General features: G+C 72.3%; 26 protein-coding genes. 9 read left to right on the top strand and 17 right to left on the bottom strand.

Translation table 11 applies throughout. The features are described from left to right. Positions 1-106 precede the first annotated feature (106 nt). Entirely contained in the window at positions 107-1,150 is a 1,044-nt protein-coding gene (mgrA, locus tag ACY3FI_RS00325) for an L-glyceraldehyde 3-phosphate reductase (protein WP_462548727.1), read from the top strand. A 143-nt stretch (positions 1,151-1,293) separates the two neighbouring features. Continuing rightward, positions 1,294-1,734, top strand: a complete 441-nt coding sequence (locus ACY3FI_RS00320) for an Hsp20/alpha crystallin family protein (RefSeq protein ID WP_462548726.1) — start codon at positions 1,294-1,296, stop codon at positions 1,732-1,734. A gap of 127 nt (positions 1,735-1,861) precedes the next feature. On the opposite strand, the gene ACY3FI_RS00315 is transcribed toward ACY3FI_RS00320, so the two are convergent. Together ACY3FI_RS00315 and ACY3FI_RS00310 are read right to left on the bottom strand one after the other, a co-directional pair. Next, positions 1,862-2,743 (bottom strand): manganese catalase, encoded by an 882-nt coding sequence (locus ACY3FI_RS00315; protein ID WP_462548725.1) that lies wholly within the window; start codon positions 2,741-2,743, stop codon positions 1,862-1,864. A gap of 29 nt (positions 2,744-2,772) precedes the next feature. Beyond that, complete coding sequence (locus tag ACY3FI_RS00310) at positions 2,773-3,606, bottom strand: SDR family oxidoreductase (protein ID WP_462548724.1); 834 nt, start codon at positions 3,604-3,606, stop codon at positions 2,773-2,775. Between the two features lie 145 nt (positions 3,607-3,751). On the opposite strand from ACY3FI_RS00310, the gene ACY3FI_RS00305 reads away from it, so the two are divergent. From ACY3FI_RS00305 to ACY3FI_RS00290, 4 genes are all read left to right on the top strand, one after another. Next, positions 3,752-4,438 (top strand): SDR family NAD(P)-dependent oxidoreductase, encoded by a 687-nt coding sequence (locus ACY3FI_RS00305; protein WP_462548723.1) that lies wholly within the window; start codon positions 3,752-3,754, stop codon positions 4,436-4,438. Between the two features lie 79 nt (positions 4,439-4,517). Next, positions 4,518-5,129: a M15 family metallopeptidase gene (locus ACY3FI_RS00300; protein WP_462548722.1), complete on the top strand. Its 612-nt coding sequence runs from the start codon at positions 4,518-4,520 to the stop codon at positions 5,127-5,129. Between the two features lie 258 nt (positions 5,130-5,387). Beyond that, entirely contained in the window at positions 5,388-6,614 is a 1,227-nt protein-coding gene (locus ACY3FI_RS00295; RefSeq protein ID WP_462548721.1) for a sensor histidine kinase, read from the top strand. Next, positions 6,611-7,282 (top strand): response regulator, encoded by a 672-nt coding sequence (locus tag ACY3FI_RS00290; protein ID WP_462548720.1) that lies wholly within the window; start codon positions 6,611-6,613, stop codon positions 7,280-7,282. Before ACY3FI_RS00295 ends, ACY3FI_RS00290 begins: the two co-directional genes overlap by 4 nt. 7 nt (positions 7,283-7,289) lie before the next feature. Here ACY3FI_RS00290 and ACY3FI_RS00285 read toward each other — a convergent pair whose 3' ends face one another. Further along, positions 7,290-8,021 (bottom strand): TetR/AcrR family transcriptional regulator, encoded by a 732-nt coding sequence (locus ACY3FI_RS00285; protein ID WP_462548719.1) that lies wholly within the window; start codon positions 8,019-8,021, stop codon positions 7,290-7,292. Between the two features lie 79 nt (positions 8,022-8,100). On the opposite strand from ACY3FI_RS00285, the gene ACY3FI_RS00280 reads away from it, so the two are divergent. After that, the gene (locus ACY3FI_RS00280; RefSeq protein ID WP_462548718.1) at positions 8,101-8,955 is read left to right on the top strand and encodes an NAD(P)H-binding protein; all 855 of its coding nucleotides are present in this window, start codon (positions 8,101-8,103) and stop codon (positions 8,953-8,955) included. A 73-nt stretch (positions 8,956-9,028) separates the two neighbouring features. On the opposite strand, the gene ACY3FI_RS00275 is transcribed toward ACY3FI_RS00280, so the two are convergent. The 10 genes from ACY3FI_RS00275 to ACY3FI_RS00230 all read right to left on the bottom strand — a co-directional run bounded on the left by ACY3FI_RS00275 (position 9,029) and on the right by ACY3FI_RS00230 (position 19,230). After that, a complete protein-coding gene (locus ACY3FI_RS00275; RefSeq protein WP_462548717.1) occupies positions 9,029-9,790 on the bottom strand; it encodes a triose-phosphate isomerase family protein in 762 nt (253 codons plus the stop codon). After that, positions 9,787-10,290, bottom strand: a complete 504-nt coding sequence (locus ACY3FI_RS00270; RefSeq protein WP_462548716.1) for a ribose-5-phosphate isomerase — start codon at positions 10,288-10,290, stop codon at positions 9,787-9,789. The genes ACY3FI_RS00275 and ACY3FI_RS00270 overlap by 4 nt, the downstream gene beginning before the upstream one ends. Then, on the bottom strand, positions 10,287-12,020 hold the full coding sequence (locus tag ACY3FI_RS00265) for a dihydroxyacetone kinase family protein (RefSeq protein WP_462548715.1): 1,734 nt from the start codon (positions 12,018-12,020) through the stop codon (positions 10,287-10,289). Before ACY3FI_RS00265 ends, ACY3FI_RS00270 begins: the two co-directional genes overlap by 4 nt. Continuing rightward, complete coding sequence (locus tag ACY3FI_RS00260) at positions 12,017-13,405, bottom strand: MFS transporter (protein ID WP_462548714.1); 1,389 nt, start codon at positions 13,403-13,405, stop codon at positions 12,017-12,019. Before ACY3FI_RS00260 ends, ACY3FI_RS00265 begins: the two co-directional genes overlap by 4 nt. 191 nt (positions 13,406-13,596) lie before the next feature. After that, positions 13,597-14,355, bottom strand: coding sequence for an SDR family NAD(P)-dependent oxidoreductase (locus ACY3FI_RS00255; RefSeq protein WP_462548713.1), 759 nt, complete (start codon positions 14,353-14,355; stop codon positions 13,597-13,599). Positions 14,356-14,373: 18 nt separating this feature from the next. Next, entirely contained in the window at positions 14,374-15,327 is a 954-nt protein-coding gene (locus ACY3FI_RS00250) for a 3-hydroxyacyl-CoA dehydrogenase family protein (RefSeq protein ID WP_462548712.1), read from the bottom strand. Next, a complete protein-coding gene (locus ACY3FI_RS00245; protein WP_462548711.1) occupies positions 15,324-16,322 on the bottom strand; it encodes a sugar phosphate isomerase/epimerase family protein in 999 nt (332 codons plus the stop codon). Before ACY3FI_RS00245 ends, ACY3FI_RS00250 begins: the two co-directional genes overlap by 4 nt. 90 nt (positions 16,323-16,412) lie before the next feature. Beyond that, a complete protein-coding gene (locus ACY3FI_RS00240) occupies positions 16,413-17,129 on the bottom strand; it encodes a GntR family transcriptional regulator (RefSeq protein ID WP_462548710.1) in 717 nt (238 codons plus the stop codon). A 39-nt stretch (positions 17,130-17,168) separates the two neighbouring features. After that, the gene (locus tag ACY3FI_RS00235; protein ID WP_462548709.1) at positions 17,169-18,203 is read right to left on the bottom strand and encodes a matrixin family metalloprotease; all 1,035 of its coding nucleotides are present in this window, start codon (positions 18,201-18,203) and stop codon (positions 17,169-17,171) included. 115 nt (positions 18,204-18,318) lie between these two features. After that, positions 18,319-19,230 carry a GNAT family N-acetyltransferase gene (locus tag ACY3FI_RS00230; protein WP_462548708.1) on the bottom strand — a complete coding sequence of 304 codons (912 nt, stop codon included), beginning with the start codon at positions 19,228-19,230 and terminating at the stop codon, positions 18,319-18,321. A gap of 137 nt (positions 19,231-19,367) precedes the next feature. Between ACY3FI_RS00230 and ACY3FI_RS00225 the strand changes: the two genes are divergently transcribed. Together ACY3FI_RS00225 and ACY3FI_RS00220 are read left to right on the top strand one after the other, a co-directional pair. Further along, positions 19,368-20,717 carry an alpha/beta fold hydrolase gene (locus tag ACY3FI_RS00225; protein WP_462548707.1) on the top strand — a complete coding sequence of 450 codons (1,350 nt, stop codon included), beginning with the start codon at positions 19,368-19,370 and terminating at the stop codon, positions 20,715-20,717. Beyond that, positions 20,714-22,312 (top strand): GMC family oxidoreductase, encoded by a 1,599-nt coding sequence (locus ACY3FI_RS00220; protein WP_462548706.1) that lies wholly within the window; start codon positions 20,714-20,716, stop codon positions 22,310-22,312. Before ACY3FI_RS00225 ends, ACY3FI_RS00220 begins: the two co-directional genes overlap by 4 nt. A gap of 53 nt (positions 22,313-22,365) precedes the next feature. Here ACY3FI_RS00220 and ACY3FI_RS00215 read toward each other — a convergent pair whose 3' ends face one another. From ACY3FI_RS00215 to ACY3FI_RS00200, 4 genes are read right to left on the bottom strand one after another with little or no spacing between them, the layout of a single operon-like run. Further along, positions 22,366-23,244 carry an ABC transporter permease gene (locus tag ACY3FI_RS00215; protein ID WP_462548705.1) on the bottom strand — a complete coding sequence of 293 codons (879 nt, stop codon included), beginning with the start codon at positions 23,242-23,244 and terminating at the stop codon, positions 22,366-22,368. Continuing rightward, the gene (locus tag ACY3FI_RS00210; protein ID WP_462548704.1) at positions 23,241-24,164 is read right to left on the bottom strand and encodes an ABC transporter permease; all 924 of its coding nucleotides are present in this window, start codon (positions 24,162-24,164) and stop codon (positions 23,241-23,243) included. Before ACY3FI_RS00210 ends, ACY3FI_RS00215 begins: the two co-directional genes overlap by 4 nt. After that, positions 24,161-25,378, bottom strand: a complete 1,218-nt coding sequence (locus ACY3FI_RS00205; RefSeq protein ID WP_462548703.1) for a polyamine ABC transporter substrate-binding protein — start codon at positions 25,376-25,378, stop codon at positions 24,161-24,163. Before ACY3FI_RS00205 ends, ACY3FI_RS00210 begins: the two co-directional genes overlap by 4 nt. Then, positions 25,375-26,559, bottom strand: coding sequence for an ABC transporter ATP-binding protein (locus tag ACY3FI_RS00200; RefSeq protein ID WP_462548702.1), 1,185 nt, complete (start codon positions 26,557-26,559; stop codon positions 25,375-25,377). The genes ACY3FI_RS00205 and ACY3FI_RS00200 overlap by 4 nt, the downstream gene beginning before the upstream one ends. Positions 26,560-26,566: the final 7 nt, after the last annotated feature.

Here is a 26,566-nt window from a genome sequence, read left to right as displayed (position 1 = left end):
CACAACGTGAACGATCAGCGCAACGAACCTTTTGCGTTCTGTACGTTTCGCGTGGTCGGCCGCCCGGCAGGATGGGGAGCACCCCGACGACGAGGAGACTCCCCTGATGACCTACATCGCTGCCGACGACCGCTACGACGCCATGCCCTACCGGCGGACCGGCCGCTCCGGCCTGGACCTCCCGCTGCTCTCGCTCGGGTACTGGCACAACTTCGGCGACGACAAGCCGTTCGAGACGCAGCGGGCGATCAGCCGCCGGGCGTTCGACCTCGGCATCACGCACCACGACCTCGCGAACAACTACGGCCCGCCCTACGGCGCCGCCGAGGTGAACTTCGGCCGCCTCATGCGCGAGGACTTCCGGCCCTACCGCGACGAGATGGTCGTCTCGACGAAGGCCGGCTGGGACATGTGGCCCGGCCCGTACGGACAGGGCGGTGGCTCGCGGAAGTACGTGCTCGCCTCGCTCGACCAGTCCCTGCAGCGCACGGGCCTCGACTACGTGGACGTCTTCTACTCGCACCGACTCGACGCCTCGACCCCGCTCGAGGAGACCATGGGCGCGCTGCACACCGCCGTCCAGCAGGGCAAGGCGCTCTACGTCGGCATCTCGTCGTACGACGCCGAGCGCTCCCGCCAGGCCGCGGCGATCCTGCGCGACCTCGGCACCCCGCTGCTCATCCACCAGCCCTCGTACTCGATGCTGAACCGCTGGATCGAGACCGAGGGGCTCCTGGACGCCGCTGGCGAGGTCGGCTTCGGCGTCATCGGCTTCACCGCCCTGGCGCAGGGCCTGCTCACCGGACGGTACCTCGACGGTGTGCCGTCGGACTCGCGTGCCGCCGCGGGCAAGTCCCTCGACGCCGGGACCCTCACGGACGAGGTCGTCGAGCACCTCCGAGCGCTGAACGACATCGCGTCGGAGCGCGGGCAGAGCCTGGCGCAGCTCGCGCTCGCGTGGGCGCTGCGCGACGAGCGGGTGACGTCGCTCGTGATCGGGGCCTCGCGCGTGGAGCAGCTCGAGCAGAACGTGGCCGCGCTCGGCAACCTGACCTTCACGGACGACGAGCTGCGGCGCATCGACGAGCACTCGGTGGGGGTGCTGGACGTCGACCTGTGGTCCGGCGCACGGTCCGGTCAGGTGAGCTGAGCCCCGCCGATCGGACCGTGCCGTTCTCAGGGTCTTCTGAGCGGTTTTCTGGCACTCGTTGGGGTCGAGTGCCAGCCGCGGTGCTACAACAGAAGCAGTTGAGTCGAGGGGACTCAACGAGAACCACGAAGGAGTTGATTTCGATGACGATGAACTTCGACCCGTTCCGCGAGCTGGACCGTCTCGCGGGGTCCCTCCTCGGCGGCTCCGGCCCGCGGTCGATGCCGATGGACCTGTACCGCACGGGTGACCACTACGTCCTCGACGTCGACCTGCCCGGCATCGACCCGGGTTCGGTCGACATCGACGTGGACGGCTCCGTCCTGACGATCCGCGCCGAGCGGACCCTCGGTGCCCCCGAGGGCTCGCAGTGGCTCACGCGTGAGCGGCAGCCCGGATCGTTCGTCCGGCAGCTCACCCTCGGCGAGGGCCTCGACGCCGCGCGCATCACGGCGGCCTACGACAACGGCGTGCTGAGCATCACGATCCCGGTCAAGGAGTCCGCGAAGCCGCGCAAGATCGCGGTCGCGGTCGGCGGCGGATCAGAGCAGCTCGCGGTCGGCTCCGGCGCGACCGAGCACTGACGCCGGTGGCGGTCCTGCTGGTGGTCGGACGGAACGCCACACGGGCGGACACGAGCCGGTACGACACGAACACCTGACGGACACGACGAGGGCCCGGTGCAGCACGCACCGGGCCCTCGTCGTGTGGTCACTCCTTGTTGAGCTTGTCCTGCACGAGCCCGGCGGTCTTCTCGACGACGTTCGGGATCTCGGTCGTGCCGTAGAGCCGGACATCGGGGTGCGTGGGCGGCGGCATCGGCACCGAGGTGGTGGGGCCGTCGTGGTACGAGTACTCGCCCTTGCCGTCGAACGAGGGCCCGCTGGCCCAGGGCCCGTCGGCAGCGGCGGCGCCGTCGGAGAAGTTGAGGTACTGGTAGTTGACCTCCTGGTTCTCCTTCGACTGCGGGAAGTTGCTCGGCACCGGGAAGCCCTCGACGCCCTTCTCGCGCAGCTCGGCGGCGGCGGTAGCCCACATGTTCTGGTGCATGGTGTCGCGTGCGATGAGGAAGGACAGCAGGTCCCGCACGCCGTGGTCATCGGTCATGTGGTAGAGCCGGGCGGCCTGCACGCGGCCCTGCATCTCGGCGTTCTCGTTCGCCGTGAAGTCGGCGAGCAGGTTGCCCGATGCGGTGATGTACGAGCCCTGCCACGGGTTGCCGTTGCTGTCGACGGGGCGCGCGCCGGCACCGGCGACGATGGCGTGCTGCACGTCGGTCCCACCGACGATCGCGGCCACGGTGGGGTCGTCCTGCAGCGCGTCCTCGGTGATGCCGAGCGGGCTCTTCTCGAGCAGCTGCGCGATCATCGTCGCGAGCATCTCGACGTGGCCCATCTCCTCGGCACCGATGCCGAACACCATGTCCCGGTACTTGCCCGGGATGTGCATGTTCCACGCCTGGAACTGGTACTGCAGCGCGACGGAGATCTCGCCGTACTGGCCGCCGAGCACCTCCTGCAGCTTGCGGGCGTAGATCGCGTCGGGCTTGTCCGGGGTGGCCTTGAACTGGAGTTCCTGCTTGTGGAAGTACAAATCGTTCTCCTTGCGTTCGGTTCGGTCGGTCAGAGGATCGGGGTGCCGCCGGTGACCGCGATGCGCGCTCCCGAGACGTAGCTGCCGTCGTCGCTGGCGAGCAGCACGTACACGGGAGCGAGTTCCGCCGGCTGTCCGGCACGGCCGAGCGGCGACTGCGTGCCGAACTGCTCGACCTCCTCCGGCGGCATCGTCGAGGGGATGAGCGGCGTCCAGATCGGCCCCGGTGCCACGCTGTTCACCCGGATGCCGCGTTCGCCGAGCAGCTGTGCGAGGGCGGCGGAGAAGTTGGCCACACCCGCCTTCGTCACGTCGTAGGGCGCGAGGTTCGGCTTCGGGTTGTCGGAGTTCACCGAGCTGGAACCGATGATCGAGGCGCCCGGGCCGAGGTGCGGCAGGGCGGCCTTCACGAGGTGGAAGTAGGCGCTGAGGTTCGTGGCGAGGGTGTGGTCCCACTCCTCGTCGCTGATCTCCTCGATCGTCTCGTGGGTCATCTGGTACGCGGCGTTGTTCACGAGGACGTCGAGGCCGCCGAGCTGCTCGACCGCGGTGGCGATCACCGAACGGCAGTACGCCGGGTCGCTCACGTCACCGGGCAGGAGCACGGCCTTCCGGCCCGCCTCCTCGATCCAGCGCTTCGTGTCCTGCGCGTCGTCCTCCTCCTCGGGGAGGTAGCTGATCAGGACGTCGGCGCCCTCGCGGGCGAAGGCGATGGCCACGGCCTTGCCGATCCCGCTGTCACCACCCGTGATCACGGCCCGCTTGCCGGTGAGCTTGCCCGAGCCGTGGTACGACTCCTCGCCGTGGTCGGCGGTCGGTGTGAGCTCGCGGTCACTCCCCGGCGGCTGCTGCTGGTCCGTCATGGTGCCCCTCTCCAGATCGGTTGCTGCGTCGTCGCCGACGGTCGTCCGCGCGCACTGGGCGGCCGTCCGGAGTGGACGGATCACGCGGTCGTGGTGTCCGGATCACGCGGTCGTCGCGGGGCACGTCGGGCGTAGCGTCGGCTGCATGGACCTCGAACTCACGGGCCGCGTCGCCCTCGTCGTCGGCGGACAGGGCTACATCGGGTCGGCGGTCGCCCAGACCCTCGAGCGAGAGGGAGCGACGGTCGTGGTGGCCTCCCGACGTGCGGGCGACGACGACACCGGCGTCGCCATGGACACCGCCGACCAGGCATCGGTCGACACCGCGGTCCGGACCGTGCTCGACCGCCACGGGCGCATCGACGTCCTCGTGGTCACCGCCGCCCCGGCAGCGGGCACCCTCGACCCCGACAGGGCGTCGGACCCCGAGCAGGTCGCCGCCGCGATCGACGGCAAGGCGCTCGGGTTCCTCCGGGTCGCGAACGCCGTCCTCCCCGCCCAGCGGGACGCCGGGTACGGCCGCGTCGTCGTGGTCAGCGGGCAGAACGCCTACCTCTCCGGGAACATCACCGCGTCGCTCCGGAACGCCGCGGTGAGCGTCATCGCGAAGAACCTGGCGGACGAGGCCGCGGGTTCGGGCGTCACCGTGAACGTCGTCAACCCGGGCACCGTGACGGACGACCCCGCCGCCCAGGTGCAGCGCGGAGCCGGTGGCGAGTCCAGTCCGCAGCAGATCGCCGACCTGATCGCGTTCCTCGTCTCGCCGCTGTCGGCGGTGTCCGGCGAGTCGATCTCGATCGCGCACCGCGTGCTCGGCCAGATCACGACCTGACGCGCTTCACCCGCGCGGACGAGCGGGTTCGGCACTGCGCACGAAGCGGGACGAGGACGGTGTTCCGCAGGCTCGGAGCATGCACCGACCACCCCACCGCCCCCTCGTCCCCACCATCGTCGGCATCGCCGCCCTCACCACCGCGCTCGTCCTCGCCGGGTGCGCCGCCGGCACCGGCGGCACCTCCGGAGCCTCCGGGCACCGGACGTCGTGGGCGCACGGCTCGTCCGGCCAGGTCGCCGGCGTCACGGTGACCAGCGCGGACGGGTACGCGTCCGACAGCGCGCCGATCACCGAGAAGACGCGCCTCCCCGAGGTCGCGAACCTCGACCCGGGGCTGCGCCGCGCGGTGACCCAGGCCACCGAGGCAGCGGCGTCGGACGGCGTCGAGGTGCGGATCAACTCCGGCTGGCGGAGCGCCCGCTACCAGCAGGCCCTGCTCGACGAGGCCGTCGAGGAGCACGGATCGCTCACCGAGGCCCGGCGCTGGGTGAACACCCCCGAACGCTCCGCCCACGTCCGCGGGCAGGCGGTCGACGTCGGCGAGATCGACGCCGCGGTGTGGATGCAGGACCACGGGGCGGCGTCCGGGCTCTGCCAGACGTACCAGAACGAGTCGTGGCACTACGAGCTCGCGACCACCCCGGGTGGGACGTGCCCGCGGATGCGCCACGACAGCTCGGAGGGTTGATCGTGCGACGCTCCGCCCGTCGTTCGGGACGCCCCGCGGACGAAGCCCTTTCACCCGGGGGGATGAACGCCTTCCACCGCTCGTCCGATGTGCCGGCACCCTCGGTCGACGATGCTGATGCCATGGAGACCTCGACCAAGCACACGATCGCCACCCTGTTGCTCTTCGTGGCGATCGTCGTCGTCACGGCCGTCGCGCTCGTCGCCATGTCGCCGACGCCGTGAGCAGCGCCGCGCAGCCTCGTGCGATGATCGAGCCGTGACGGAACGGCGCGCGTTCATCCGGCCGCTCGCCCACCGTTCGATCGTCGTCGACGTGGCTTGGGCGGCGCTGGCCGCGCTCGTCTTCCTGCTCCCGATCGACCTCGAGCTCGAGCACGCGAGCCTGCCGGCGGTCCTCGCCGCGGCGACCGCGATCGCCCTGCGGCGCATCTCGCCGTCGGCCGCGATGGTCATGATGGTCGTGCTCGGGACGATCCAGGTCGGGGGCGGCGAGCGTCCGTCGCTCGTGGACGTGGCGATGTTCGTCGTGATCGGCACGGCCGCCGCCGTGGGCACCCGCGTCGAGGTCGTGGTGTCCGGGGTCCTCGCCTTCGTGGCCGGCGTGAGTGCCACGGTGTACCTGGCGTCGACCGGCTTCCGCTTCCTCGTGCTCATCAACGGCCCGCGTGACCAGGCCTTCCTCGCCATGGCCGCCCCCGTCACCGCGCTCCTCGGGGTGTGGGCGGGCGGCATCGCCATCCGTGCGTTCCGGTCCCGCGACCGCGAGTCCGAACGGCGGGCCGACGCCGAGGCGGCCGCGTCCCGCGCCGAGGCCGTCGCGAACGAGGCCGCCGCCACCGCCACCCGTGCGATCGACGAGGCGGAGTCGGAACGCATCCGCGCCGATATCGCCCGCGACGTCCACGACGTCGTCGGACACTCCCTCGCCGTCATCATCGCCCAGGCCGACTCGGTGCCGTTCCTCGACGACGAGGCCCGGATCCGCGAGGTCAGCGCCACCATCGCCAGCACGGCCCGGAGCTCCCTCGTCGAGGTCCGGCAGGTCCTCGGCCACATCGACGGCTCGGGCACGGACACCGACCCGGGGTCGCTGGACGAGATCATGCAGGGCATCCGCGAGGCCGGGGTGGACGTGGACCACAGCCGTCGAGGCGCCCTCGTGACGCTCGGCCCGGACAGCGGGACCGCCGCCCGCCGTGTGCTGCAGGAGATGCTCACCAACGCGCTCCGGCACGGCGCCCCCGGGCAGCCCCTCGTCGTCCGCGAGACCTGGCGGAGCGCCGACCTCGTGCTCGAGGTGGAGAACCGTGTCGTCAGCGCCGCCGCTGCCGTGCCGAGCACGCGCGGGTCCGGCCGCGGCCTCACCGGCATGGAGACCCGACTGACCGCGATCGGCGGGTCGTTCGACGCCGCCGTGCTCGACGACGTGTTCGCCGCACGCGCCCGCATCCCGTACGCCGTCCGAGGGGGGACCGAAGCATGACCGACCCGATCCGCATCCTGCTCACCGACGACCAGGCGCTCTTCCGCGCCGGGCTCCGGGTGGTGCTCGACGCCCAGGAGGACATGGTCGTCGTCGGCGAGGCGTCCGACGGCGCCGAGGCCCTCGCCGCCGTCCCCGAGCTGCGCCCCGACGTGATGCTGCTCGACATGCGGATGGCCGGCGTCGACGGCGTCGAGACCGTCCGGCAGCTCTACTCCGGGGCCGTCGCGGAGCCGCTGCCCCGCGTCATCGTGCTCACCACGTTCGGGCTCGACCCGGCGGCGGCGACCGCGATCCGCCTCGGCGCGAGCGGGTTCCTGCTCAAGGACACCACCCCGCCGTTCCTCTTCGCCGCCGTGCGGGCCGTGCACGAGGGCAGCTCGGTGATCGCGCCGAACGACCTCTCGCAGCTCTTCGGCGTCGACGTCGAGCGCGCGCCGGCCCCGCAGCCGCCGGCCTTCCAGACGCTGACCGACCGGGAGCGGATCGTCTTCGGGTGGGCCTCGCGTGGGTTGTCGAACGCGGAGATCGCGGCGAAGGAGTTCGTGACCGAGTCGACCGTGAAGACGCAGATCTCGAGCATCCTCGGCAAGCTCGCACTGCGCGACCGGGTGCAGCTCGTGGTGTACGCGCACGACCACGGGTTGGCCGGAGCGCGGGAGGCCTGAGGGGCCGTCAGCGCGCCGCGACCACCCGGTCGAGCCACTCGGCCAGGACGGCTCGCTCACCGGGGGAGAGCACGTCGAGTCCGTCCGCCGCGGCGCGGAGCGTGATCGCCGCGCTCGACACCGGGTCCGTCGTGGTGCCGCTCCCCGTGTCGGTCGCCGACCCGGGGACCAGAATGCGGCCGAGCACCGCCGCGAAGGCGTCGTCGGCGATCGAGGGGTCGCGGTCCTCCGGCGCCATCGCGAGCACCGCGAGCACCGCGCCGGTGCCGGCGGCGTGCACGAGGTGCACCGCGCGGTCCTCGGGGACCGCCAACCGGCCGACCTCGGCCACCCGGTGCACCCGGTCGGCGAGCAGTCGGGTGCCCGCGCGTGCTGCAGCCGACCGTCGTCCGCGCTCGGGGTCGGCGAGCAGCGCGAAGAGGTGCGGGTTCGCCAGGCCGAAGCCGATCGTCATCGCCCAGCCGGTGCGGAGGTCCTCGACGGGGTCGGTGTCCTGCTGCGCCGCGCTCTGCACCGCGCGGGCCTTCTCGGCGGCGAAGACGCCCATGGCGTGCTCGGCGACGGCTTCGAGCAGCCCGTCCTTGTCGCCGAACAGCCGGTAGATCGTCGGCGCCTGGACGCTCGCCTCGTCAGCAACCGCGCGGGTGGTGACGGCAGCGGGTCCGTGCTGGTGCAGCAGCTCGGCGGCTGCGGCGACGATGCGCGCCCGGGTCTCGTCGCGGGGGCTCGGATCGGTCACGGAACAACGATAACGGTTTGGTGCTACCAATGTGTTACCGTCGCTACCTCAGCAGTGTTACCACCGATATGGAGTGAACATGATCGTCATCACCGGCGCCACCGGCGCCCTGAACGGCGCGACCGCCGACCACCTGCTCGACCGGCTCGATCCGGCAGACCTCGCCGTCGTCGCCCGCGACCCCGCACGAGCGTCGCGCTTCACCGAGCGCGGCGTCGAGGTCCGCCGCGGCGACTACGCCGACCCGGCCTCGCTGCAGTCCGCCTTCGCGGGCGCGGACCAGCTCCTGCTGGTGTCCTCGAGCGACCCCACGGCCGACGCGGTCGCCCTGCACGATGCGGCGATCGATGCAGCGGTCGACGCCGGCGTCGGTCGCGTGCTCTACACGAGCCACCAGGGCGCCGGGCACGGCTCCCCGTTCCGCCCGGCCGCGGACCACGCGGCGACGGAGGACCTGCTCCGCGACTCGGGGCTGCCGTGGACGAGCCTCCGGAACGGCTTCTACGCGCACAGCACCGCGTGGCTGCTCGGCCCGTGGCGGACGACCGGCACGGTCTCCGTGCCGGTCGACGGTCCGGTGTCCTGGACCGCCCGCAAGGACGCTGCCGAAGCGGCGGCACGCATCGTCTCCGCCCCGGAGCCGATCGAGGGTCCCGTCACGATCACCGCCCCGGACGCGCCGACGTTCGCCGAGCTGGCGACGATGCTCTCCGAGCTCGCGGGACGGCGGGTCGGGTTCGAGGTGCTCGGCGCGGACGAGTGGACGGCCCGCGCGGTCGCCGCCGGACAGGACCCGCGGATGGTGGGGTTCCTGCTCGGCATGTTCGAGGCGGCGGCGGAAGGCCGGTTCGCGGGGACCGACCCGCTCCTCGGCGAGCTGCTCGGCCGGACGCCGCGGTCGGTGCGTGCGGTGCTCGCCGAGCAGGTCGGCTGACGCCCGTCGCGCCGGTCGAGCCGGTCTCGCCGGCAGCGGCGCGGGTCGGGCGCGCGCCGGCCGTCGGTCGGCCTCAGCCCGTCAGCGCCGCCGCCTCGTCGAGCACCGCACGCACGGCCGCCGGGTCGTGCGCGAACCGCCCGAGGAACAGTCCGCCGATCCGGCCTGCTCCCCGCGTGAGGAGCCCCGGCCCCGCGCTGCCGCCGTAGACGACCCGCGACCCGGCGAACGCCGCCCGGTCGGACAGGAAGCGCTCGATCCCGTCCAGGACCCCGACGACGTGCTCGTCGGGCGCGGGCTCGGCGGCGCCGATCGCCCAGACGGGCTCGTACGCCACGGTCACCCGTCCGGTCGCACCGGCCTGCTCGGCTCCGCCGAGCGCCCGGCCCAGCTGCGCGGTCACCTCGGCGACGGCCTCCGCTCGGGAGGCGCGGCTCGTCTCCCCGACGCACACCAGCGGTTCGAGGTGGTGCCGGAAGGCCGCGTGCACCTTCCGCGCGACGACGTCGTCCGTCTCGTGGAACCGGGAGCGCCGTTCGGCGTGCCCGATCTCGACGAGGTCGACCCCGATCTCGCGGAGTTCGGCACCGGACACCTCGCCCGTGGACGCACCCTCGTCCGACTCGGCGAGGTCCTGCGCGGCGAGCCGGACGCCGGACCCGGCGAGCACGTCGCGCACCGGGACGAGCGCGGGGAAGCTCGGTGCGACGAACAGCTCGACCGCACCGGAGGCGACCGCGGGGTGCCGCCGGGCGATGTCCGCCACCGCAGACGCCCACGAGAGCGTCTGCGCGTGCGTGAAGTACATCTTCAGCGACACCCCCACGGTGATCATGCGCCCGGGTCCGTCCCCTCTTCCGGCGCGTCCGTGCCGACCGGCGCGGAGCCGTCGTACTCGCAGATGGCGGCGACCTTCTCGGCGGAGGCACTCGACGGGTCGAACGTGTAGCCGAGCCACTCCTTCGCCATCCGTCGCGCGACCTCGACGCCGACGACCCGCTGCCCCATGCAGAGCACCTGCGCGTCGTTCGACAGGACCGAGCGCTCGACGCTGAACGAGTCGTGCGCCGTGACGGCCCGGATGCCGGGGACCTTGTTCGCGCTGATCGCGACGCCGAGCCCGGTACCGCAGATCAGGATCGCCCGGTCCGCCTCGCCGTCGGCGACCATCCGCGCCGCGTCCACGGCGACGTGCGGGTAGGCCGTGTGCCCGTCCGCGTCCACGCCCACGTCGACCACGCTGGCCACGCGGTCGTCCGCCTCGAGGTCACGCTTGATGACCTCCTTGTAGTCGAAGCCCGCGTCGTCCGAGCCCACCACCAGTCGTAGCGTCATGCTCCCGTTCCTTCCCGTTCGGTCGTCGCCGCCAGGGTCTCGACCACGAGCGCGAAGGACACCGCACCTGGGTCGGGGGTCCCGACGGCCTGTTCCGCGTGCGTGCGCGCGCGGCCCTTCCGCGGCAGCAGGTCCGCGCTCGCGTCCGCGGCGCGGCGGGCGGCATCGGCCGCCGACCGCCACGCGGCGTCCAGGGCGTCGCCGGCGTCCAGCCGGCGCCGCAGCTCCTCGTCGAAGGGGACGAGGGCGTCCACCATCGTCTTGTCGCCGGGCACCGCACCGAACGCCAGCACCGCCTCGGTGGCGGCGCGCACGGCGCTCGCGACGGTCGCCGACGATGGACGCGACTCGTCCCCGACGACGCGACCCAGTGCCTCCAGGGCGGCGCCCCAGATCGCACCGGACGTCCCACCGGCCTTGTCCGACCAGGCGTCCCCCGCGATCCGCAGGAGCGTCCCTGCTCCCGCGCCCTGCTCGAGCGCGCCGGCGGCGGCGGTGTCCGCCGCGTGCGAACCGCGTTGCATCCCGATGCCGTGGTCGCCGTCACCGGCGACCTGGTCGATGCGGCCGAGCTCGTCGGCGTGCTCGTCGAGGACCGACCGGACGGCCGTCACTCCCGATGCGATGCGCCGGGCGGCGGCGCGCGACTCGTCGCTCGCCGGACCGATCGCGATCCCCTCCTCGTCGGCGGCGACCACGTCCTCGGCGACCCGCTCCTGCTGCACCGCGCCGCCCTTGCGGAAGGCGGGGGTGTCCGCCGGTGCGGCCCACAACTCCTCGAGTTCGTCGTCGAGCCAGAACAGCGTCAGCGAGACCCCGGCCATGTCGAAGCTCGTGACGAGCTCACCGACCTCGGGCTCCACGATCACGACGCCCGCGTCCCGGAGCCGCTGCTGCACCGAGCGGTAGACGACGAAGAGCTCCTCGTACTTCACGCTGCCGAGCCCGTTGAGGACCGGGACGACGCGCGCACCCGCCACCGTGACGCCCTCGGGGACGTCGCCGAGCAGCCGCTCCACGAGCAGTGCGGCGAGGCCGTCGGCACTCGGGACGTCCGTCTCGTCGATGCCGCGTTCGCCGTGGATGCCCATCCCGATGGCCATGCGTCCCTCGGGCACCTCGAAGAGGGGTTCCTCGGCGCCGGGCAGCGAGCAACCGGAGAACGCGACGCCGAAGCTCCGCGTCCGGTCGTTCGCGCGGGACGCCACCGCCGTGACCGCGTCGAGGTCGCGGCCCTGCTCGGCGGCGGCACCCGCGACCTTGAACACGCAGAGGTCCCCGGCGATCCCGCGCCGGTCGCCCTCGGAGCCCGCGGGCGCGGACACGACGTCATCGGTGACGCGGACGGTGCGGACGGGGATGCCCTCGTCCTCCAGCGTGCGGGCCGCGGCGTCGAAGTTGAGGACGTCGCCGGCGTAGTTGCCGTAGCTGAGCAGCACCCCGCCGCCGTGCTCGGCGGCGCGGCAGACCGCGGCGACCTGCTGCGCCGAGGGGCTCGCGAACAGGTTGCCCATCGCCGCACCCGCCGCGAGACCGTGTCCGACGAGACCGCCGAACGCCGGGTAGTGCCCCGAGCCGCCGCCGATCACGACCGCGACGGTGCCGTCCGGGCTGGTGGTCGCGCGGGCGACGCCGCCGTGCACCTTCCGGACCCACCGCTCGTTCGCCGCGACGAAGCCGTCGGTGGCCTCGTCGGCGAAGGCAGCGGGGTCGTTGTAGAGCCGGGTCATCGCGTCGTTCCCTTCGTCGAGGCGGTCGCCACGTGGGAGGTGTCCAGCAGCTCGTCGGCCTTCGCGCCCCGGAAGAACTTCGTGCAGAAGATCATCACGGCGGCGACGAACGCCAGGACGCCGAGCGACACGATGCCGAACGCCCCGCTGTCGGTCGGGACGGCGTCGTTGATCGCGGTCCGCATGAGCGGTGCCACGAACCCGCCGAGGTTGCCGAGCGAGTTGATCAGGCCGATGCCCGCCGCAGCCGCGGCACCCGTGAGGAACGCGGTCGGGTACGCCCAGGTGATCGGACCGACCGCCAGGAAGCTGGCGACCGCGAGGGTGATGAACAGGATGCCGAGGACCGGCTGCCCGTTCGCCCCGGCCCACGCCGAGCCGAGGATCGACAGGCCGGTGGTGACGTAGAACCAGGTGCCCCAGCGACGCCGCCGACCGACGGTGTCCGCCCTCGACCCGACGAGGTAGCAGGCGACCAGACCGACGAGCCACGGGATGGCGGCGACGAGGCCGACCTGCCAGCCGACGTCCTGGCCGAGCAGCGAGGACACCTGCTGGGGCAGGTAGAACGTGGTGCCGTAGACGGCGACCTGCAAGCAGAAGTAGATGATCGTGAAGTACCAGACGCGGCCGCTCGCCATCGCCTTCCAGATGCCCTTCGGACCGTCCTCGTTCCTCGCGGTGTCCTCGCGGGCCATCGCCGCGGTGAGCGACTGCTTCTCCCCCGGTCCGAGCCACTTCGCCTGCTGGGGGCTGTTCGTCAGGAAGAACAGGGCGGCGATGCCGGCGAGCACCGCGAGGACGCCCTCCCCGAAGAACATGACCTGCCAGCCATGGAACGGCGTGACCTCGTCGCCGACGCTGATCAGGCCGCCGGACAGCGGCGCACCGATCATCTGCGAGAACGGCTGCGCGAGGTAGAAGATCGCGAACATCCGCACGCGGACCTTGTTCGGGAACCACTCGGACAGGTACATGATCACGCCCGGGAACAGCCCCGCCTCGGTCACGCCGAGCAGGAACCGCAGGACGATGAACATGGTGTCGTTCGTCGTGAACGAGAACAGCGCGGCGACGATGCCCCAGGTGACCGCGATGCGGGCGAGCCAGAAGCGCGCGCCGAGTCGCTTGAGGAGCAGGTTCGACGGGATCTCGAAGATCGCGTAGCCGATGAAGAAGATGCCCGCGCCGAGCGCGAAGGCGGTGTCGGAGATGTTCCGGTCGACGCTGAGCGCCTCCTCGGCGAAACCGACGTTGGTGCGGTCGAGGAAGGCGACGAAGTACAGGATGACGAGCATCGGCATGAGGTGCTTGGTCGCCTTGGCGATCGCCGACCTCAGTGCCGGGTCGTGGGTCGACCCCAGGGCGGGGCTGGTTGTGGACACGAATCGCTCCTTCGCGATCATGAGTGGTCGTTCGGGCGGGTCGGTGCGGCTGGTCGCCGGCACCGGCCGGGAGGCGCGGGGCGGCGCGCGCGGTCGGCGCGCGCCCCGCGGGCGGTTCCGTTCAGTGCACGGAGAGGCCGCCGCGGCGGCTCGCCGTCAGTGCATGGAGAGGCCGCCACGGCGGCTCGCCGTCAGTGCATGTACAGGCCGCCGTCGACGTTCAGGGTCTGGCCCGTCACGAACCCGGCGTCGGCGCTGATGAGGTAGGCGACCGCGGCGGCGATGTCCCGCGGCGTGCCGATGCGGGGCAGGACCCCGTCCGCCGCCATCTCGGCCTTGCGCTCCTCGGAGAGGGTGCCGCCCATGATGTCGGTGTCGATCGGACCGGGCGCGATGGCGTTCACCGTCACGCCGTGCCGCCCGAGCTCGCGGGCCATGCCGCGGGTGAGCCCGATCACGCCCGCCTTCGCCACCGAGTACGGCGTCTTGCTGAACGTGCCGCCACCGCGCTGGGCGGAGACCGACGACAGGTTCACGATGCGGCCGTACCCGTTCCGCACCATCGACTCGGCTGCCCGGAGGCTGGCGAAGTGCACGCCGTCGAGGTTGATGCTGAGCACACGGTGCCACTCCCCCGCCGGCAGGTCGAGGTAGGCGTGCGCGGACGAGACGCCCGCGAGGTTCACCAGCGCCGCGATCGGCGGCAGGGCGGCCTCGATGGTGTCGAAGGCGGCCCGGACGGCGGCCTCGTCGGCGACGTCCGCTCCCGCGCCGACGGCCTGGACGCCGTGCTGCTCGCGGAGCTCGGCGGCGACGGCCTCGCTCGCCGCCTGGTCGAGGTCGACGACCCCGACGTTCCAGCCCCGCTCCGCGAGGTGGTGGGCGGTCGCGCGGCCGATCCCGCGGGGTGATGCTGCGCCGGTGAGGACGACGGTCTGCTGCTCGGTCATGTCGTTCGTTCCCCGCCCTCAGTGGATCGGCGCCGGGCCGAGCTCGTCGAGGAGCTTCTGCATGGCGACGTACGCCTTGTTCCGGTACGCGACGAGCTCGGGCGTGCGGTCGGCGGGCACGTCGAGGTAGCCCGAGCCGGTCTTGGTGCCGAGTTCGCCCGCGTCGACGTGCTGCTGCAGCGTCGGCGGCGTGGCGAAGCGCTCGGGCCAGCGGGTCTGCAGCGACTCGAAGCAGAACGCGTAGACGTCGAGCCCGGCCATGTCCGCGATCGCGAACGGGCCGAAGAAGGGCAGGCGGAAGCCGAAGGTCGTCCGGACGATGGTGTCGATGTCGTCGGGGCTGGCGATGCCCTCGTCCGCGATCTTGGAGGCCTCCTCGAACAGGGCGTACTGCAGGCGGTTCAGCACGAACCCGGTCGAGTCCTGCACCCGTGCGGACTGCTTGCCGGTCGCCGCGACGACGGTCTCGCCGACCGTGACTGCGTGCTCGTCGGTGGTCGGGTGCGGGATGAGCTCGACGCCCGGGATGAACGGCGCGGGGTTCGAGAAGTGCACGCCGAGGAACCGCTCCGGGCCGGTGACGGCCTCGGCGAGGCTCTCGATGAGGATGGTCGACGTGTTCGAGCCGATGACCGCGTCGGGTCGGGCGGCGGCGCTGATCCGGCGGAGGGTCTCGTGCTTGATCGCGAGCTTCTCGGGGACGGCCTCCTCGATGAAGTCGGCGTCGGCGACGGCCGCCTCGATCGACTCGGCTGCGCTGAGGTGGGCGGTGACGCGCTCGACGGCGTCCTCCGGGAAGAGACCGTCGGCGACGAACTGCCCGGTCTCCCGGATCAGTCGCTCGAGGTTCTGCTGTGCGATCTCGGCCGAGACGTCGGCGATGCGGACGGTGTGGCCGGCGAGGGCGAGGACCTGGGCGATCCCGCCGCCCATGTAGCCGGACCCGACGACGGCGATGTCGAGGGTGCTCATCGGACTGCTCCTTCGTGCTTCGTGCCGATGCGCGTCGTGGCGAGCACCGACCGGATGTACTGCTGGTTGGTGGCGCAGACGCCGAGGCTGTCCCCGCCGTACTGCTCGGTCATGACGATGCCGCGGAAGCCGTCGGCCACCGCGTCCCGGAGGACCTGGCGGTAGTTGATGAGCCCGGTCTCCATCGTGCTCGGCGCGCTGGTCGCCCAGCTGCCGTCGCCGGCCTCGTCCCGCGTGTAGTTCTTCACGTGCAGGTAGTTCGTGTACGGCATCGTCTTCGCGAAGAGCTCCCGCCAGTCCTCGACGGGACGGTGCAGCCGGATCAGGTTCGCGACGTCCGCGTTCAGGCCGACGTTGTCGAGGCCGATCTCCTCGACGAGCCGCACGGCGCTGTCGGCGGTGCCGAGGTAGGTGTCCTCGTACAGTTCGAGCGCCATCGGCAGGCCCACGCTCGCGGCGTGCTCACCGAGCTCCCGGAGGCGGCGGACGGCGGCGTCCCACACCTCGGGGTCGTCGGGGTCCTTCGGCCCGGGGGCCGTCCAGAACCAGAGCGCCCGCTTCTGGGCGTCCGAGAACGGCTGGTGCAGGCCGGTCGAGAAGACCTGCATGCCCCACTCGGCCGCCGCGTCGATCGTCCGGTGCGCGTACGCGAGGTTGTCCTCCTCGTGTCCTGGCTGGACGACGCTCTTGCGCTGCAGGTGCACGGACGGGATACCGACGCCGTGCGCCGCCGCGACCGCGAACAGCTCGTCGCGGCGGGACCGCTCGAGGTCGGCGGGCCGGATGTGGCTGTCCGCCAGCTCGGCGAGCGAGAACCCGGCGGCGGCGATCTGGGCGAAGACGTCGTCCCAGACCTCGGCGGGGGCGTCGTGGAAGGCGGTGCCGTCCCGCGTGACCTGGGCGAACCCGTGCAGGCACGCTGCGATCGGCCAGGTCTCGGCGGTCCAGGTCTCCGGGTTCCAGTCCTGGTCGACCCAGTCCTGTGGTGTGGTCACGGAATGCTCCCTCGCATGTCGCGGTTCGTCGTCGAACCTCTTTCCTATAGGAAAGATACCCGAGCGGAGCCGCTGCGCAACCCCTCCGCGCTAGACGGTGTGCGAAGCGTCGGCGCGCGACCGCAGCCGGACCGCGTCGATGTGGCGTCGCATCGCCGCCACGGCCGTCGGCGCATCGACCGCGAGGGCGTCGAGGACCGCCCGGTGCTCCTGCACGGCACGGTCGGTGTCGTCGTCCCCGCCCTCGACGATCTGCCGCATCCGGTGCACCCGGGTCGTGATGATCGCGGACATCTCCTCGAGGAACGGGTTGCGCGTCGCGTCGAAGACGAGCTGGTGGAACTGCCAGTCGCTCCGGAAGAACCGCGCCATGAGCTCTTCACCGGCGGCACCGACCCCGACCGAGGCGACCTCCTCGGCGACGGCCGCCTGCTCGTCGAGCGCCGCGGCGAGGCGGGCGCGGAGCGCGTCGACGTCACCCCGGGCGGCGAGCTCGACGGCGCCGCTCTCGACGATCAACCGGGCGTCGAAGAGCGCCTCGAGCTGCTCACCCGCGAGGGGCGGCGAGACGCGGTACCCCTTGTTCGCCTCACGCACGACGAGACCGGTGCGCTCGAGCTGCACGAGCGCCTCGCGCACGGGCGTCGGGGAGACACCGAGGGTGCGGGCGAGCCCGTCGATCGACAGGCGCATGCCCGGTTCGACGTCGTGGCCCATCAGCACGTCGAGCACCCGGTCGTAGACACGGTCGCGGAGGCCGAGCTGCGTGATGCGCTCGGTACCGAACCCGGGCATCGTGCTCGTCATGCGTCGATCATAGAGAGTCGACGATCGCCGGGCCGCCGCTCAGTACAGGGCGTCGATGCCGACGAGGTCCCCGAGGCCGAGCGTCCGCTGCGCCGTCTCGCACGTGGTCGACGCGGGCTTCATCACGAGGCCGCTCGTCTGCGCCGTGTGGCCGAGGCCGAACGCGTGCCCCCACTCGTGCGTGGCGACCCCGCGCAGGTCGAACCGCGGGCCGGAGCACGCCGTGGTCGACGCCCAGCGCTGCCCGGTCGTGTACCGCTGGTCCACCTCGACCGCGATCCCCGCACGTGACCACACGCATGTGACCGCGAGCGTGCCGGACCGCAGCGGTCCCCAGCCGACGACGCTCGCGCCGCTCGCCGCACCGCATCCGCCCGTCGCGGTCACGCCGACGGCCTGCGTCGTGGTGCCGAGCAGCTGCTGGTCCGCGGTCGACGTCACCTTCCGGTTGCACGCCGCGACCGGACCGGTCCACGCGTCGGCCCCGGCGCGGATCGCCGACGAGCCCGCGACGACCTGGCCGGTGGGGTTGTAGCTCCACTGGACGGGTGCCTGCCAGCGGTACCCGAGCTTGGTGTACGAGGCGTTCTTGCAGCTCGACGTCGTGGCCTTCGTCGTCGCGGTGGCGCCGGCGGACGTGCCGCGCAGGACGGCTCCGTTCGGCCCCGCGCCGCCGGAGACCCGGCGCTGCACCGCTGCGCGCTCCTGCTGCACGGCGCGGGGCGCGCCGGACCACGCGTGCTCGACGCGGACGGCGAGTCCGGTGCGGCCCGTGTTCGTGATCGACACGTCACCGCCGTCGTCCTCACCCGTCGCACCGACCGGCAGCGCGGAGACGGTGGTGCCGGCCGCGGGCACGGCGAAGCGGCGGCCGTCGGACAGCACGACGGTGCCCGAGGACACCGCGCAGCCGCTCGAGAGCTGCGCGACCGTGATGTGGTCACCCCGGCAGGCCCCGGGTGCCGCGGACGCCGGTGCGGCGCCGATCGAGGCCACCCCGATCGCTGCTGCGACGACCGCGAGGAGTGCGATCCCCCTCCTGACCACGCCGGTGGTCACGGACGACGTCCGCACGATGTTCCTCCTGATCTGCGCACCGACCAGACACGGCACGACGTCAGCAAGTGTGCGAAGTGCCCGCGGGGGCGGTCAACCCCCCGAAGTGCCGGTCAGGCGGCGTCCGAGCAGGTCAGGGCACCTGCACGAAGCGGAGCGCACCGCGGTCACGGAGCCGGAACCCGAGGTGCCGGTAGAGCCCGATCGCACCGGTGTTGCCGGCCGCCGCGTGCATGAGCGGGGTCTCCCCGCGCTCCCGGATCCCGTGCGCCACGGCGAGCACGAGCCGACGCCCGAGTCCCTGGCCGCGGTGCTCCTCGTCGGTGCACACGGCGCTGATCTCGGTCCATCCCGGCGGGTGCAGGCGCTCCCCGGCCATCGCGACGAGCCGGCCGTCGCGTCGGATGCCGAGGTAGCGCCCGAGCTCGATCGTCCGCGGCAGGAAGGGCCCGGGCTTCGTCCGCTCCACCAGCGCCGTCATCTCGGGGACGTCGTTCGGCGTGAGTTCGACGGCCTCCGCGTCCGGGGCGCCCTCGACCGCCTCGCCGGTGAGCTGCACGCCGCCAGCGCCCTCGACGAGCGACCACCCGGCGGGCGGCTCGGCGTCGGGGCCGGTGCCGACGACCGCGCCGGGGCCGAGGAGTGCTCGGACGTCGTCCCAGTCCGCCGTGGTGGGCCGCGCCGGGATCCCGGTCCACACCGAGACGTCGGGCAGGTAGCGAACGACCTCGCCCCGGCGCTCCGCGAACCGGGCGTGGTGCCCGTCCAACGAGGTCAGCGCCGGGTTGTCGAGCACGCGCGTCGGGGTGCCGTCGTCGGCGAGCGAGAGGTCGAGGACGCGGACCGACGCCGCGCGACCGTCACCGCCCCGGAACCCGAGGTCCTCGAGCCGTCGGCGGTCACCGTCCGCCCAGCCCGCGGTGTCCGCGACGACGCCCACGGCGTAGCGGTTGCGCGCCCGGGCGACGACCGCGTCGACGTCCGCCACGCTCGTGAGCGGGAGTTCGCCCGGACGGGTCGGCACGGTGGGTCGGATCGTCGTCATGACCCCATCCTCCGACCGCGCCGCCCGGCCCGCAGGATCGTTGCACCCCGTGACGGCGCGGCGCGGGGTACGGACGGACCCCGCGCGGGGTACAGCGCGCTGTGAGCGGGGGAGGACCGCCACGTAGGAACGAACACATGCCGACCACCGTCTTCTGCCTGCACGCCCTCGGGTCGAGTTCCGAGGAGTTCGTGGGACTGCGTGCACGGCTCGCCGGCACCGCTGACCTCGTCGGCATCGACCTGCCCGGCTTCGGGTCGAGCTCGGCGGCCACCGGCACGAGCGTCGAGGAGATGGTCGAGCTCGTCGAACGGGCGATCGGTCGGCGTGGTGCGACGGACTGGGCGCTGCTCGGACACTCGATGGGCGGGAAGATCGCGTCGATCGTGGCCTCGCGGACGATCGACGGGTCGAACGGGCTGTTCGGGCTCCGCGCGGTCGTGCTGCTCGCCGCATCGCCGTTGTCGCCCGAGCCGATGGGCGAGGACCGCCGTCGGGACATGCTCCGGTGGGCGGCTGACGGCGAGATCGGGCCGGACGAGGCCGAGACCTTCGTCGACGCGAACACCGCCGAGCACCTCGACCCCGCGGCGCACGCGATCGCCGTGCACGACGTGCAGCGCGCCGCCCCGCAGTCGTGGACGGACTGGCTCGTCCGCGGCAGTCGTGAGGACTGGTCGACCGACTTCCCGGAGAACCCGGTGCCCGCACTCGTGCTCGCCGGTGCCGAGGACGGCGACCTCGGTCCCGACGCGCAGCGCTCCCTGAACCTCCCGCACTGGCCGAACGGCGAGTTCGACGTCGTCCCCGGTGCCGCGCACCTGCTGCCGTGGGAACGCCCGGACGAGGTCGCCGAGCGCATCCGCGACTTCTGGCAGCGTCGGGTCGCGCACGGGCCGGTCGTGCCGGCCGGCACCGCCCGGGTGATCGCGTCACCGCGCGTGAGCGCCCGGATGCGTGGCGTCCTCGCCGTGCGGTCGCTGCCGGACGACCCCGCTCGCGCCCCGCGGGCCCTGTCGACCGCCCAGCTCGACACCCTGCGCGCCGTCGCACGGGTGGTCGTGCCGCAGCCCGGCGAGCGCACCGTCGACCTGGCGCTCCGGGTCGACGCGCAGCTCGCCGCGGGTCTCGGCGACGGGTGGCGACCGGACGGCCTCCCCGCCGACGTCGACGCCTACCGCGGCGCCCTCGACGCCCTCCGCGCCGACGCCGAGCAGGGCGACGACCACCTGGCGACCGTCCTCGACGCCGTCGCCGAGGGGGCGTGGACCCCGCCCACCGGGCCGTTCGACGCCGAGCAGCTCCGAGCCTGGTCCGAGGACGCGGGCGTCGACCTCGCCAAGCAGTGGGTCGGTCATCCGGCCACGATGGCCGCACTCGACTACGACGGCTTCGCCAACGGCGGCGACGGTGTCCGCAAACAGGGCTTCCTGCTCCTCGGAGCAGGCGAGCGCGAAGCATGGGAACCGACGGGAGCCGGACGATGAGACTCGAACACCAGCGCCGGTACGACACCGACGAGATCGTCGACGTGGTCGTCGTCGGCACCGGGGCGGGCGGGGCGCCGCTGACGGCCACCCTCGCGCGCCGGGGCCTCAGCGTCGTCGCGCTCGAGGCCGGCCGGAACACCGAACCCGGCCAGCACGTGCCGGACGAGGTCGAGGCGCCCGCCGACATCAACTGGATGGACGACCGCATCAGCGGCGGCAGCGCGCCGACCGCGTTCGGCCCGAACAACAGCGGGACCGGTGTCGGCGGTTCCACCCTGCACTGGGGCGCCTTCACGCCGCGGCCGAACGAGCACGACATCCGGCTCCGCACGGACAGCGGCGAAGGGCGTGACTGGCCGATCGACCACGCCGAGCTGACGCAGTGGATCGAGCAGGTCGAGCACGACGTGGGCGTCGCCGGACCCGAGCACTACCCGTGGGACCCGGCGCGCCGCTACCGCATGGGCCCGCCGCCGCGGAACGCGTCCTCGGACATGATGATGCGCGGGGCCGCCGCCGTGGGGATCACCGCGACGGACGCCCCCGTCGGCCTGACCACCGAGGACCGGGTGCAGGAGCACCACGGCCTCCGCCACGCGTGCGTGTCCTGCGGCTCGTGCCACCAGGGGTGCCGGAACGGCTCGAAGGTGTCGATGGACACCACCTACCTGCCCGCCGCGGTGGCCTCCGGCGCCGAGATCCGTCCCGAGGCGTTCGTGCACGGGATCGAGCTCGACGCCGCCGGCCGTGTCGAGGCCGTCGTGTACCGCCAGGGCGGGCGCGACCACCGCCAGCGCTGCCGCTCGCTCGTGCTCGCCGCGGGTGGGATCGAGACGCCACGCCTCCTGCTGCACACCGGGCTCGCGAACAGCAGCGGGCAGGTCGGCCGGAACTTCACCGCGCACGGGGCCACCCAGGTGTGGGCGACCTTCGACGAGTCGATGCGGTCGTACCGCGGCTACCCGTCGTCGATCATCACCGAGGACTTCGTCCGCCCGGACGATGCGGACTTCGCGGGCGGCTACCTCATCCAGTCCCTCGGCGTCCAGCCGCTGACCCTCGCGACCTCGCTGGTGCGCGGCGGCGGCCTGCGTGGTGCCGCCCTCGTGCGGGCGCTGCAGGACTACCCGCGGCTCGCCGGCGTGGGCATCAACGCCGAGTGCCTGCCGTACGACGACAACCGGCTCGTGCTCGCCGACGAGGTGGACGAGTTCGGCGTCCCGAAGGCCCGCGTCACGTTCTCCCCCGGCTCGAACGAGGAGGCCATCGCGGAGCACGCCGTGCGGACGATGACCGCGATCGTCGAGGCCGCTGGTGGCAAGGACGTCCGGGTGCTCGACCGCACGGCACACACCGTCGGCACCGCACGCATGGGGACCGACCCGGGCGACTCGGTCGTGGACGCGGCCGGCCGGTCGTGGGACGTGCCGAACCTCTGGGTGGTCGACAACTCGGTGTTCCCGAGCTCCCTCATCGCGAACCCGGCGCTGACGATCATGGCGCTGTCGCTCCGGACGGCCGAGCACATGCTCCGCGACGACGCCGAGGCCGACCGCGCCCAGGCACGGGCCCTGGCGACCGCGACGGTCTGACGGCGAGACAGCACATCGCGGACGAGCGGACCGGGCCGACGGGCCCGGTCCGTTCATCCGCGGGTGCGCGCCAACCGTCGGTTGAGCGCGCCGTTCAGCAGCGCGACGAGCAGTCCGACGGCGAACACCAGCGTGCCGAAGCAGAGCACCTGCGGGGGCATCCCGGCCTTCGCGGCGCCGTACACGAACAACGGGAACGTCACCGCGGGTCCGGCGACGAACGAGGTGATGACGTAGTCGTCGATCGACATCGCCAGCGCGAGCAGCCCGGCGGCGAGCATGCCCGGCGCGAGCAGCGGCAGCGTCACGAGCCGGAACGCCTGGAACGGGGTCGCCCCGAGGTCGCTCGCCGCCTCCTCGAGCACCCGCGAGGTGCCGGCGATCCGGGCACGGAGCACCACGACCACGTAGGCGACGTCGAACGCCACGTGCGTGATGAGCACGGTCGTGAACCCGGTGCCGAGCCCCACGGACAGGAAGAACGACAGCGATGCGGACCCGACGACGATCGACGGTGCCGCGATGTCGGCGAACACCACCGCGCTGACGACCCGGCGGCCGGGGAACCGGTACCGCTCCAGCGCGAGGGCGAGCGGCAGTCCGATCGCGACCGAGATCACCGCCGCGGCGAGCGCGACGACGACCGAGGTCAGGAACGCTGATCCCAGGCCCGACACGTTGACGAGGTTCCGGTACCAGTAGGTCGTGAAGCCGTTCCACGCGAAGGTGAGCCGGTTGGTCGGAGCGTCGTTGAAGGAGTAGGCGACCATGAAGACGATCGGCACGAGCGTGATGCCGATCACGACCCAGTACACGATCGCGAGCCAGGGCCCGCGGCGCTGGGCCCCGCCACGGCGTCGGGGTGCGCGGGCGGTCGCACCGGTGACCGGCGCGGCGGGAGTGCTCGAACGGGGCGGGGCGACGGCGGTCATACGAGGTCCTCGAGGTCGTCGGTGCCGGAGACCCGGGCGTAGATGAACAGGATGATGCCGAGCACGACCATGAGCACGGTCGACAGCGCCGCGGCCACGTTGTACTGCTGGTTGCCGGAGTAGGCGTCCTGGATCGCCTGCCCGATCGTGTACGTGTTCGTGCCACCGAGCAGCGCCGAGTTCACCGGGTCGCCCACGGCGTCGATGAAGACGAGCAGCACCCCCGCGAAGACGCCAGACCGGGACAACGGGAGCGTGGTGTGCCAGAACGCCCGGACCCGCCCCGCGTACAGGTCGTTCGCCGCCTCGCCGAGCCGCGGGTCGATGCGCTCGAGCGCGGCGTAGATCGGCAGCACCATGAAGGCGAGGTCGTTGTAGGCGATGCCGAACACGACCGCGCCCGAGGTGCCGAGGACGTGGAAGTCCTTGCCGACGAGGCCGATGGCCTGGAGCGTGGTGACGACCGGCCCCTGCGAGGCGAGGACGAACGCCCACATGTCGGTGCGGATGACGAACGACACCAGGAAGCTGATGAACACGAGCATGAGCAGCGGGCTCTTCCACCGCGGCGACACCCGGAAGGCGATGAAGGCCGCCACCGGGTACCCGACGACGATCGTGGCGACCGTGGCGGCGACGCCGTACCAGAGCGACCGGAGCAGGAAGGTCGCGTAGGGCACCTGCGGGTCGACGAACAGCGACGAGTAGATCCCCCAGTTCCAGGTGAAGGTGTAACCGTCGTCGGGGTTGCCGGACATCAGCGAGACGACGAGTCCGGACACGAGCGGGATGACGAAGAACACGGCGAGGTACGCCGTGCCGACGAGTGCCAGGAGGAACGGCGTGCTCCGGTGTCGCCCCCGGCGGTCCGGCGACGTGGCCGCGGGTCCGAGCCCGGGCGCCGTGCCGACCGCGCTCACGACTGCACCACCGCGTTGAAGATCCCGTTCCACTCGGCGTACTCGTCGTAGTTCTCGAACACCCGGAACTCGTGCGACTGCGCGAGGACCTCCTCCGAGGGGAACACGAGCGGGCTGTCGGCGACGGTCGCGTCGTCGAGCTCGTTGCGGACGTAGTCCTCGGCAGCGGGGACCGGGCAGACGTAGTTGACCCAGTCCTCGACGATCCCGGCGATCTCCGGCGTGTAGTAGAAGTCCATCCAGGCCAGTGCCGACAGCGGGTTGGCGGCCTGGCGCGGGATGAGCAGGTTGTCGTGCCACTGCATCTGCCCCTCCTCCGGCGTGACGAACCGCAGGTGCTCGAACCCCGACTGCTGGGCCTGGAAGACGTCGCCGGACCAGGCCTGGGTGATCCAGGTGTCGCCGTTCTCGAGCTTGTTGATGTAGCTCTGGTCGTAGAACCCGGCGACGCTCGGCCGGAGCTTCCGCAGCCACGCCTGGGCCTTCCGCCAGTCGGCCGGCGTGGAGTCCTCCGGCGCGATGCCGTTCGCGAGCAGGGCCATCGAGCCGAGTTCGGTGTTGTCGCTCATCAGGCCGATGCGCCCGCGGAACGCCGGGTCGAGGAGGTCCTGGAACGAGGTGATCTCGCGGTCGACGTACTCCGGGTTGTAGGCCAGGCCGGTCAACCCGGTCTGCCACACGACGGAGTGCTTGTTGCCCGGGTCGTAGTTCGGGTCCGTGACCGAGGTCGAGGCGTTCGCGGCGAAGTTCGGCAGCCGCGTGTGGTCGAGTTCGCACACGAACCCGTTCTTGATCATCTGGGTCAGCTCGAACCCGTTCGTCATCACGACGAGGTCGTACCCGGTGGCGCCCTGTGCACGGAGGATCGGGGAGACCGTGGCGTAGAAGGTCGCGTTGTCCTGGATGACCGCCTGGTAGTCGACGGAGATGCCGGTCGCCTCGCGGAAGCGCTCGAGCGACTCGGACCTGCCCTTGTCCGAGTCGATGTACAGCGGCCAGTTCGCGAAGTGCAGCTGCTTCGTCGGCTTCGCGTCGGCCCAGAAGCGCTCCCAGTCGACGGGGTGGTCGGCGAGCGACGCGGCGGACCCCTCGATGCTGCAGCCCGTCAGCAGCGCGGCGAGCGCGGCGGCCCCGCCGCCGGCGAGCAGCCCGCGTCGGCTCAGCCGCGCGGACGTCAGTCCGCGGAGCAGGTCCGGCCCCGGTGGGCGGCTCACGCGACCGCCCCCGCCGTCTCGGCGGTCTGGAGGCGCGGTGCCGGCTGGGTGGTGACGCTCGCGTCGGACGCGGGGTGCGCCTCCAGTCCGAAGCCGTGGTCCACGCCCCAGGTGAGCCAGACCTCGGTGCCGGCCGCGAGCCGCGCTCCGCCCTTCGAGTTCTGGGCGAACACCGAGATGCGGCCGGCACCGGGGACGTCGACGAGGTACTGCGTGCTGACCCCCGAGAAGGAGACGTCGCTCACGCGGCCGGGGCCGAGGATGTTGCGGCCCGCCTCCGGGCTCGGCTCCGCGGTGCGGAGCTTCAGCTTCTCCGGGCGGACGCCGACGACGACGCGACCGGACGTCGCGACCGCCCGCGCGGCGGGGACGGCGAGCGTGCCGGCGGCGGTGGCGACGACCAGGAGCGGACCGTCGGTGCTGCGGACCTCGCCCTCGAGGAGGTTCGACTGGCCGAGGAAGTTCGCGACGAAGGCGGTGCGCGGCAGCTCGTAGAGGTCCTGCGGGGTGCCCATCTGCTCGATCCGGCCGCCGTTCATGACCGCGACCGTGTCGGCCATCGTCATCGCCTCCTCTTGGTCGTGCGTGACGTGCAGGAAGGTGAGCCCGACCTCGGCCTGGATGGTCTTCAGCTCGAGCTGCATCTGGTGGCGGAGCTTGAGGTCGAGGGCGCCGAGGGGCTCGTCGAGGAGCAGGAGGGCCGGCCGGTTGACGATCGCCCGGGCGAGGGCGACGCGCTGCTGCATGCCGCCGGAGAGCTGCGCGGGCCGCTTCGATGCCGCCTGCTCGAGCTCGACGAGCCGGAGCGCCTCCCTCGCCTTCGTCATCGGGTCCGGGATCCGGCGCCGCTTGAGGCCGAAGGCGACGTTGTCGAGCACGCTCATGTGCGGGAACAGCGCGTAGTTCTGGAACACGGTGTTGACCGGCCGCTGGTACGGCTTCGTGTCGGTGACGTCGCGGCCGCCGATCGAGATGGTGCCGCTCGTGGGTTCCTCGAGTCCGGCGACGAGCCGCAGCGTGGTGGTCTTGCCGCAGCCCGACGGCCCGAGCAGGGCGAAGAACGACCCCGCCGGGACCGTCAGGTCGAGGGCGTCCACCGCGGTGTGTCCGGGGAAGGACTTCGTGATCCGCTCCAGCCGGAGGTCCGCTCCGGATTCGGCGAAGGTGCCGGTCGTTGCCATGGTGCCT

The sequence above is a fragment of the Curtobacterium sp. RM9 genome (genome assembly GCF_054956955.1).
This window is presented reverse-complemented; position numbering and strand designations above follow the sequence as displayed.

What these genes read in the sequence shown, in the direction of transcription:
- ACY3FI_RS00225 (WP_462548707.1), top strand. Translation starts at nt 19,368, where the DNA reads ATGCCGACCACCGTCTTCTGCCTGCACGCCCTCGGGTCGAGTTCCGAG.
- ACY3FI_RS00310 (WP_462548724.1), bottom strand. Translation starts at nt 3,606, where the DNA reads ATGACGGACCAGCAGCAGCCGCCGGGGAGTGACCGCGAGCTCACACCG.
- mgrA (WP_462548727.1), top strand. Translation starts at nt 107, where the DNA reads ATGACCTACATCGCTGCCGACGACCGCTACGACGCCATGCCCTACCGG.
- ACY3FI_RS00255 (WP_462548713.1), bottom strand. Translation starts at nt 14,355, where the DNA reads ATGACCGAGCAGCAGACCGTCGTCCTCACCGGCGCAGCATCACCCCGC.
- ACY3FI_RS00230 (WP_462548708.1), bottom strand. Translation starts at nt 19,230, where the DNA reads ATGACGACGATCCGACCCACCGTGCCGACCCGTCCGGGCGAACTCCCG.
- ACY3FI_RS00250 (WP_462548712.1), bottom strand. Translation starts at nt 15,327, where the DNA reads ATGAGCACCCTCGACATCGCCGTCGTCGGGTCCGGCTACATGGGCGGC.
- ACY3FI_RS00200 (WP_462548702.1), bottom strand. Translation starts at nt 26,559, where the DNA reads ATGGCAACGACCGGCACCTTCGCCGAATCCGGAGCGGACCTCCGGCTG.
- ACY3FI_RS00290 (WP_462548720.1), top strand. Translation starts at nt 6,611, where the DNA reads ATGACCGACCCGATCCGCATCCTGCTCACCGACGACCAGGCGCTCTTC.
- ACY3FI_RS00265 (WP_462548715.1), bottom strand. Translation starts at nt 12,020, where the DNA reads ATGACCCGGCTCTACAACGACCCCGCTGCCTTCGCCGACGAGGCCACC.
- ACY3FI_RS00220 (WP_462548706.1), top strand. Translation starts at nt 20,714, where the DNA reads ATGAGACTCGAACACCAGCGCCGGTACGACACCGACGAGATCGTCGAC.
- ACY3FI_RS00240 (WP_462548710.1), bottom strand. Translation starts at nt 17,129, where the DNA reads ATGACGAGCACGATGCCCGGGTTCGGTACCGAGCGCATCACGCAGCTC.
- ACY3FI_RS00305 (WP_462548723.1), top strand. Translation starts at nt 3,752, where the DNA reads ATGGACCTCGAACTCACGGGCCGCGTCGCCCTCGTCGTCGGCGGACAG.
- ACY3FI_RS00275 (WP_462548717.1), bottom strand. Translation starts at nt 9,790, where the DNA reads ATGATCACCGTGGGGGTGTCGCTGAAGATGTACTTCACGCACGCGCAG.
- ACY3FI_RS00280 (WP_462548718.1), top strand. Translation starts at nt 8,101, where the DNA reads ATGATCGTCATCACCGGCGCCACCGGCGCCCTGAACGGCGCGACCGCC.
- ACY3FI_RS00320 (WP_462548726.1), top strand. Translation starts at nt 1,294, where the DNA reads ATGACGATGAACTTCGACCCGTTCCGCGAGCTGGACCGTCTCGCGGGG.
- ACY3FI_RS00300 (WP_462548722.1), top strand. Translation starts at nt 4,518, where the DNA reads ATGCACCGACCACCCCACCGCCCCCTCGTCCCCACCATCGTCGGCATC.
- ACY3FI_RS00215 (WP_462548705.1), bottom strand. Translation starts at nt 23,244, where the DNA reads ATGACCGCCGTCGCCCCGCCCCGTTCGAGCACTCCCGCCGCGCCGGTC.
- ACY3FI_RS00270 (WP_462548716.1), bottom strand. Translation starts at nt 10,290, where the DNA reads ATGACGCTACGACTGGTGGTGGGCTCGGACGACGCGGGCTTCGACTAC.